The 6,927-nt window shown below is 36.3% G+C and carries 4 protein-coding genes and 2 pseudogenes; all 6 read right to left on the bottom strand.

Annotated elements, in window-relative coordinates:
• Nucleotides 1-260 (bottom strand): annotated as a pseudogene (locus DWV53_RS14760) (hypothetical protein); the annotation flags it as partial.
• A 12-nt stretch (nucleotides 261-272) separates the two neighbouring features.
• A complete protein-coding gene (locus DWV53_RS14755; protein ID WP_117988621.1) occupies nucleotides 273-2,474 on the bottom strand; it encodes a peptidase domain-containing ABC transporter in 2,202 nt (733 codons plus the stop codon).
• A 27-nt stretch (nucleotides 2,475-2,501) separates the two neighbouring features.
• Nucleotides 2,502-4,772, bottom strand: a complete 2,271-nt coding sequence (locus DWV53_RS14750) for an outer membrane beta-barrel protein (RefSeq protein ID WP_118155356.1) — start codon at nucleotides 4,770-4,772, stop codon at nucleotides 2,502-2,504.
• Nucleotides 4,750-6,033, bottom strand: a complete 1,284-nt coding sequence (locus DWV53_RS14745) for a radical SAM/SPASM domain-containing protein (protein ID WP_118155354.1) — start codon at nucleotides 6,031-6,033, stop codon at nucleotides 4,750-4,752. Before DWV53_RS14745 ends, DWV53_RS14750 begins: the two co-directional genes overlap by 23 nt.
• 61 nt (nucleotides 6,034-6,094) lie before the next feature.
• Nucleotides 6,095-6,283, bottom strand: coding sequence for a hypothetical protein (locus DWV53_RS14740; RefSeq protein ID WP_118155352.1), 189 nt, complete (start codon nucleotides 6,281-6,283; stop codon nucleotides 6,095-6,097).
• Between the two features lie 189 nt (nucleotides 6,284-6,472).
• Nucleotides 6,473-6,927, bottom strand: a pseudogene (locus DWV53_RS14735) (hypothetical protein); the annotation flags it as partial.

The raw sequence follows: 6,927 nt of genomic DNA, 5'->3' as shown, positions 1-6,927 counted from the left end.
GCCGTCCTTGGCTCATCGAAAAGGTACAAATACTTATATGGCACAAACACTTGCACTGTTCTTTGATTGATGACCTCACCATTAGCATCTATGGATATAGGATAAGGTATCTTGTAGAAAGCAACTGCGAGGGCGAGAACTATTATCGTAATGGCAACCGTTCCCAAGCTGACGAGGCGAGGAGGAACCTTGCCTATCACGTTCCTCACCTTCTCGCTTCTCAACTCGATATTATCTGTTTCTTTTTCTTTCTGTTCCATGTCAAAAGCATTTTAGTTTCCCAATTCCAACTGATTCTTCACAAGATTATAGTATGCTCCTCGCTTGGCTGTCAGCGATTCATGATTGCCAACTTCAACCACATTTCCATGGTCTATGACTACGATTTGGTCGGCATTCTTCACCGTGCTTAGGCGATGAGCCACAATCACAACAGTCTTGCCCTTGTAGAACTTATCCAAGTTCTCCACGATGCTTCTCTCGTTGTTAGCATCTAGCGAGTTGGTTGCCTCGTCAAGGAAGATATAGTCAGGATTCTTATACACCGCCCTCGCTATCAAGATGCGTTGTTTCTGTCCCTGGCTCAGTCCCACGCCATCACGTCCAATCTTGGTGTTGAACTTCAGAGGCAAAGCCATCACATAATCCTTGATACAAGCTATCTCGGCTGCTTTTAGCAACCGTTCCTTGTCTATGTCACCATCATCAACAGCAATGTTACGTGCGATACTCTCCGAGAAGATGACACCTTCCTGCATCACAACGCCACATTGTCTGCGCCACCATTTCTTGTTGAGCTTGTTGATGTCAGTATTGCCTATGTTGATTTGTCCCTCCAAGACAGGATAGTAACCAAGCATCAAACGAATGAGGGTGGTCTTTCCACTGCCAGATGCGCCAACAATGGCTGTCACCTTGCCTTGCGGAATGTGAATGTTCACATCGTCTATGGTCTTGCGCAAGGCATGTGGGTCATACTTGAACATGATGTTCTTGATGTCAATGCCCTCATTCTTATCTTCAATAGAAGTTAGCAAGCCTTCCTTTCCATTCTCATCATCCATCTGGTGAATCTCGTTGATACGTTCCAAACTAATCTTCACATCTTGCAGGGAATAGAAGAAGTTCATCAGTTGCTCCACAGGCGAGTTGAGCTGTCCGATGATGTATTGCACGGCAAGCATCATACCGAGTGTCATTTGACCATGAATCACAGCGGTAGCAGCCACTACCGTGATGATGATGTTCTTCACCTCGTTGATAAAGATACTTCCTGCCTCCTGTGTCTGTTGGAGTTTGAGTGATTTCATCTGCACTCCAAACAAGTCTGCTTGCGTATCTTCCCATTCCCATCTTCTGCGCTGTTCACAATCCTGCAACTTGATTTCCTGCATGGAAGTTATGAACTCGTAGGTCTTGTTGTTGTTGATGGCTTGCTGCTCAAACAGTTCGTAATCAAGCACCTTCCTCCGCTTCAAGAACAAAGTCATCCATGCACCATAGAGGATGCTTCCCAATAAGAAGATGGCAAACACCAATTTATTGTAGAAGAACAGCACCACCGAGAATACCACGAAAGTAAGCATGGCAAAAGCGATGTTGAGTGTCTGCTGAGTAAGGAAGTTGTTCACACGGCTATGGTCGTTCATCCTCTGCATCAAGTCACCCATGAGCTTCGTGTCAAAGAAAGACATCGGTAGCTTTAAGAGCTTGATGAAGAAGTCACTTACCAATGATATGTTGATACGTAAGGAAATGTGAAGCAACAACCATCTGCGGATAAAGTCGATTGCCGTTCTGCTGATTGTAAGCATCAACTGTCCCAACAGAATAAGCCAGACAAAGCCGATGTTTTGGTTCTTGATGCCGACATCCACGATGGATTGGGTAAGGAATGGCAGAACTAGTTGCAAGAGACTTCCAACTAACAAACCCAAGATGATTTGCCCGAAATACTTGCGATATTTTCTCACATACCCAAGGAGAAAGCGGAAAGACCTCTTCTCTTTGGTGTTCTCTTCGTCCTCCATCTTATAAGTGAAGAAAGCAGGAGTGGTTTCCAAAAGCATAGCAATGCCCCTGTCCTCACCATTAGACGAGGTGCTTATCCAATGCAGTTTGAATTCTTCTAGATTATAAGTTACTAATCCTTTGCCTGGGTCTCCGACATAAAACTTGTTCCCTTTTTTGACATTATATAAAACAACGAAGTGATTTTGATTCCAATGTAGAATGCAAGGTAATGGCATTTCCATTGTATCCTTAATGTCCAACCTTGCACAAAGTGTATGGAAACCTAATTGTATGGCAGTTTCGTTGATGCCATGCAAAGATACACCTTCCGCTGAAGAAGTACAAATACCCGACAGATAAGACAGAGAGTAATCTCGTCCATAATATTTGCAAATCATCTGCAAGCAGGCTATACCACATTGCATTGTGTCAAATTGATATGTTATTGGAAAACACTTCATTTCCATATTATTGTAAATAATTTATTGTTACTTAGCCGTGTTAAATTGGGTAAGACCTGCATCTTGATCCTTATTTCTCAAACGTTTACTTCCCTGATTATGCCCTTTTCCTTTTGTAAAATAATAGGTAAAGTTAACTGCAATTAAATTTTTAAAATTATTCCATTTTGTTTCTTCTTCAAAAGAGAAGTTTTTTATACTTGCATAAGTCCTATTTGGTTTTGGATTATGTATATACTCTACTCCCAAAGAAATTGATTTAATCTTATATAATATGGAAGTTGTTGTCTGAAAACCTGTTTGCTGAAAAATGTCGCCATTTGCAGTTGTCGTAGGAAAGTTTCCATTCCATGATATTTGCCATTTTTTAGGTAAGAGATTGACACTGACACCAGTGTTATGCATAGAATGCCGAATACATTGGTTAGGTGTGTCATACTTTGAATATTGATAATTATAATAGGGTTGGATATTAATCCAAGATGCTGGTTGATACCTAAAGGATACTGACGTACTTAGTTCATTTGCATTTTTTATTCTTGATATACTTTCTATCATATCATCTCCATAGCTAGCTATAACAGGAACGTTCTTACTAGGATAAAAGTCATTACTTACAGAAGCTACAAAATACCATTTTCTATCATTTGAACTATATTGATATTGTAGATTGGTTCCATAAACATAATATGGCTTTAAGCCCATGTTCCCTTGGAGGAAAAAATGTTCGTCAATCGCAACTTTGCTATCTGTAAGATTGCCTACATTAGGGACAATTGACCTTATGGAAGAAGTGAAACGCAAAGAAGACAACTTTGTACATTGTAAACTTAACGCTAATGAAGGGCGAAGAACCCAGTAGTCAAAGCTTTTTTTATCTGCGGTATTATAGTGATTATTTTCAATCCCAACTCCAAAAGTATAAGAAAAGTTACTTACACCCTTACTATATTCGCCATAAAAATATTCCTTTTGTGTGCCAACTTTCGAGAAACTATCTACATTATATGTTTGTGAAAAGTTTTTGTACAGATAATAGGCACCTAAGCCAAAACTGCCGTTAAATAATTTACAATTATAAAGCAACTCTGCAATTATAGAATAAGATTTATTATCTATATTGTTTTCTAATTTTTGAGAAGAACAATCATTTAAAATATTGTTGGAATTGGATTTGTAGAATGTATTGAGGACATTCAGAGAAATGTTTTTATCCTTATTGAAAGAATAGTGATAGTACAAATCTACAGAAAGTCCATTATAGTCACTTTTTAGCCTTCGAGAATTAGAAATATTTTCCGCATCATTGATATTTTGCTCATATTTCTGAGTGCCTGGATTTTTTGTGAATTCTATTTGAGAACTAAACAGACTTTTGCCTTGACTATGTTGGTAATTTACCTGCCCAATATGAAATTGTCCGACATATACTCCAGAAGTGCCTTGGTAAATGTTACTTTTATTTCCATAACGGTAGCTATTATTCATAAGGTTACTATTCAAATCACGATAGTCGATAAAATAAGCCGCTGAAATGGTGTTTAATGAATCTTGATAGGTCATGGATGCTAAATTGGTTCCATATCCAGCATTTACTCCATTTTTAGTACTTAAATAAAATGTATATAGCGTATCATTTTGCTTTTTTGTAACAACATCAATCACAGCTCCAATACCTTCATGTGCATAACGTGCTGGAGGATAACTATAATAATTAACATATTTGATGTCATTCGGTTTGAGTAACATTAAATCTCTAGCAGTTCTGCGAATTCCGTCAATAAGGACAAGGACGCTTTTGTTATCTACAGTCGTAATACCTATTTCTGCTGGGTTGGTCTTAAACTGTGGCAAACAACTAATTGTTTCTAAGGCATTCGTTCCAATTTTCCTATCGTTTTCCGACAGAAAGATTTGGTCTTTATTACCAAAACTTCTTAAAGATTGTGACGTAATGACAACTTCATTAAGCTTCAAAGAATCTTCTTGAAGTTCAATAGTCCAAGTCTCAGAATTACGAAAAGTTCTGAAAAAGTTTTTGTAGCCAATTGATGAGATTTTCACGATTCCCTCTTTGCTTTTTGAGATTAACTCAAAAGTTCCATCAGTTTTACTAGTCGTTCCTTGTATAAAGGATGAATCTCGTGTGTTGAGCAGAGAAACGTTCACAAACGACAAAGGGTCACCATTGTTATTGATGACCTTTCCTTTTATTACAGTATTTTGTGCATAACTTAAAATGGGTAATCCTATAAAAAGTAGAAATGCACACAGTCTATTTAACACTTTTCGTTTCATAAATTGTATCAATATAGTTTACTAAAGAATCTTCTATATGGAAATCTACATTTTCAAGTTTGCATGCTTTTGTATAATTGTCACGGGGACAAACTCCCATGCACAATGGCAAATATTTACATTGCAAGCATCTCTTATTTTCAAAGAAAACCATTTTGTATTTCTTTATAAAGTCATGATTCCATTTTATGCTTCCATCTGGCTCAATCTCTCCATGAGTACACTTCTCATACAAATCGTTTGAAGCGGTACATTTTACGACATCCCCATTATAATTAATTGCATTGTAGTATTTACGATTAGCATAACAAGGAATAAACGTATTTACCGCATCAAAATGGACAGTATTATATCCAGATGCATGAAATTTTTGCAGTATTGTCTTTACGCTTTCATATCTGCTTTTACGAACATTTTCTTGCCATACTTTTTTAGGCATAACACGGACTTTACAACGATTTTGTGGAGAAATAATTTGGTTTACTTCCTCTACAATAATTTGATCTAAGTTTTCTTCCGTATAGTTTATTCTCAATAAAATTTCTATTGATGAACTATTGCTAAGAATATATTCTATATTATTCAAGACATGAGTAAATGCAGATGGACAATTATTTTGAAATTTTACTTTGTCATGTTGCTCTTTAGGACCATCAAGAGTTATTTGAAATCTTTTAAACCCTAAAGTTACTAAATCTGGGCATATTTTAGGAAGTAAATAGTATCCATTTGTAGTTGCTGTGGTTGAATAAGGTATTTGTTTTTGTGCACAAAGTTTCTGTGCATATTCACAAATAGGCAATATGACTTGCTTGAAATATAGGAAGGGTTCTCCACCAAACCACTCGATTTGTAATGACTTTATTTTTTCAACATTTATCATGTAATTTATATGTGTCTTTACTTTATCAATGGTGGCAACAGACATCTTTGAACCAACATGGTCTTGAATGCAATACCAACATTTAAAATTACAATTAAGTGTTGGCAGTATTGTTAGCAAATAGTCTTTACGACAAACTTGTTCATTATATTTTTCCCGAATAATATCCAATTCTTTGGTGTTGTCAGAAACTATAAAACCTTTTTCAACAAGACGAGAGCAAAAGTTTGTAGGAAGCATATTGATGTTATCATTCATGATATGCTCCAATTTCTTTCCCAAAGAAATTGGTACTTTGAAAAAAGTATGATTAATTCCATTGTACCAATAAGAATAGGAGTTTTTATGTATAATGTAATTATAATTACTTACTTTCATATTCTCTATATTTTAATAAAAAGGTAGGATGAAATTTCATCCTACCTAAAATTTTTCATTTTTACAAAGCTTTTGTACCATCACCAACAGATGGCTTTTGAATTGGCACTTGAATGATCGTACAATTACATCCTACAACATTGTTTGAACAACCTGTTTGTGATGCTTCTGCGCTTGCTGTACCACCCATAATATCTAATGTTTCCAAGGTGGACAACTCACTTTGAGTGAAAAGTTTTAAATCTTTCATGCTTGTAAGTTTTAAAATAATCTACTCTATACACTTTTCGATTTCTGTGCCTTTTGTCAGAACGGTCTGTATTTATGTGCAAAAATAAAAAGACTTTTTGAAACAAAGTAATTATCAGAGAATATTTAAACTACATTAAGCAATGTTATACGTGTTTACACTTTGCATAATAATACAAAAATAACGTTTTCATTTACTTTTCTTACTGTTTATCTGCATTTTTATCCTATTTGATTCATCAATAAGTTGTCTTGCTATACTATCTTTATATGATGCTACCTCAACCATTTTATGGTGTTGATAGACAGAATCTTCATAAACACCAACTCTGGTTCTGAGCTTGTATATCACATCTTCATCTCGTTGCACATTGAAATGCTTTTCGATGTAGCGAATATTCGGGTCATCAGATGGAAGAAACATTTTCAATGCCCTATATTTCAAGTCTGCCTCCTCCCAATCTTGATGCTCTCGCCATTGGGTGAGATTGCCCCAAATGGAAATGACAAGAGATAGAGCCAATCCACCTATGAAAAGAAGAACATTCTTTGAGATTGGCTCGAAGCGATGGGTTACAACCTTCTTTTGAGGTGAATTGTTCAACACTTCAAGTTTGTCCTGCAATGCCTTCGAGGAAACATCAT

It is taken from the genome of Segatella copri (genome assembly GCF_003465495.1).
GTDB lineage: Bacteria > Bacteroidota > Bacteroidia > Bacteroidales > Bacteroidaceae > Prevotella > Prevotella copri_G.
Note: the sequence above shows the minus strand (reverse complement) of the source record. Positions and strands in the feature narration are given on the sequence as shown.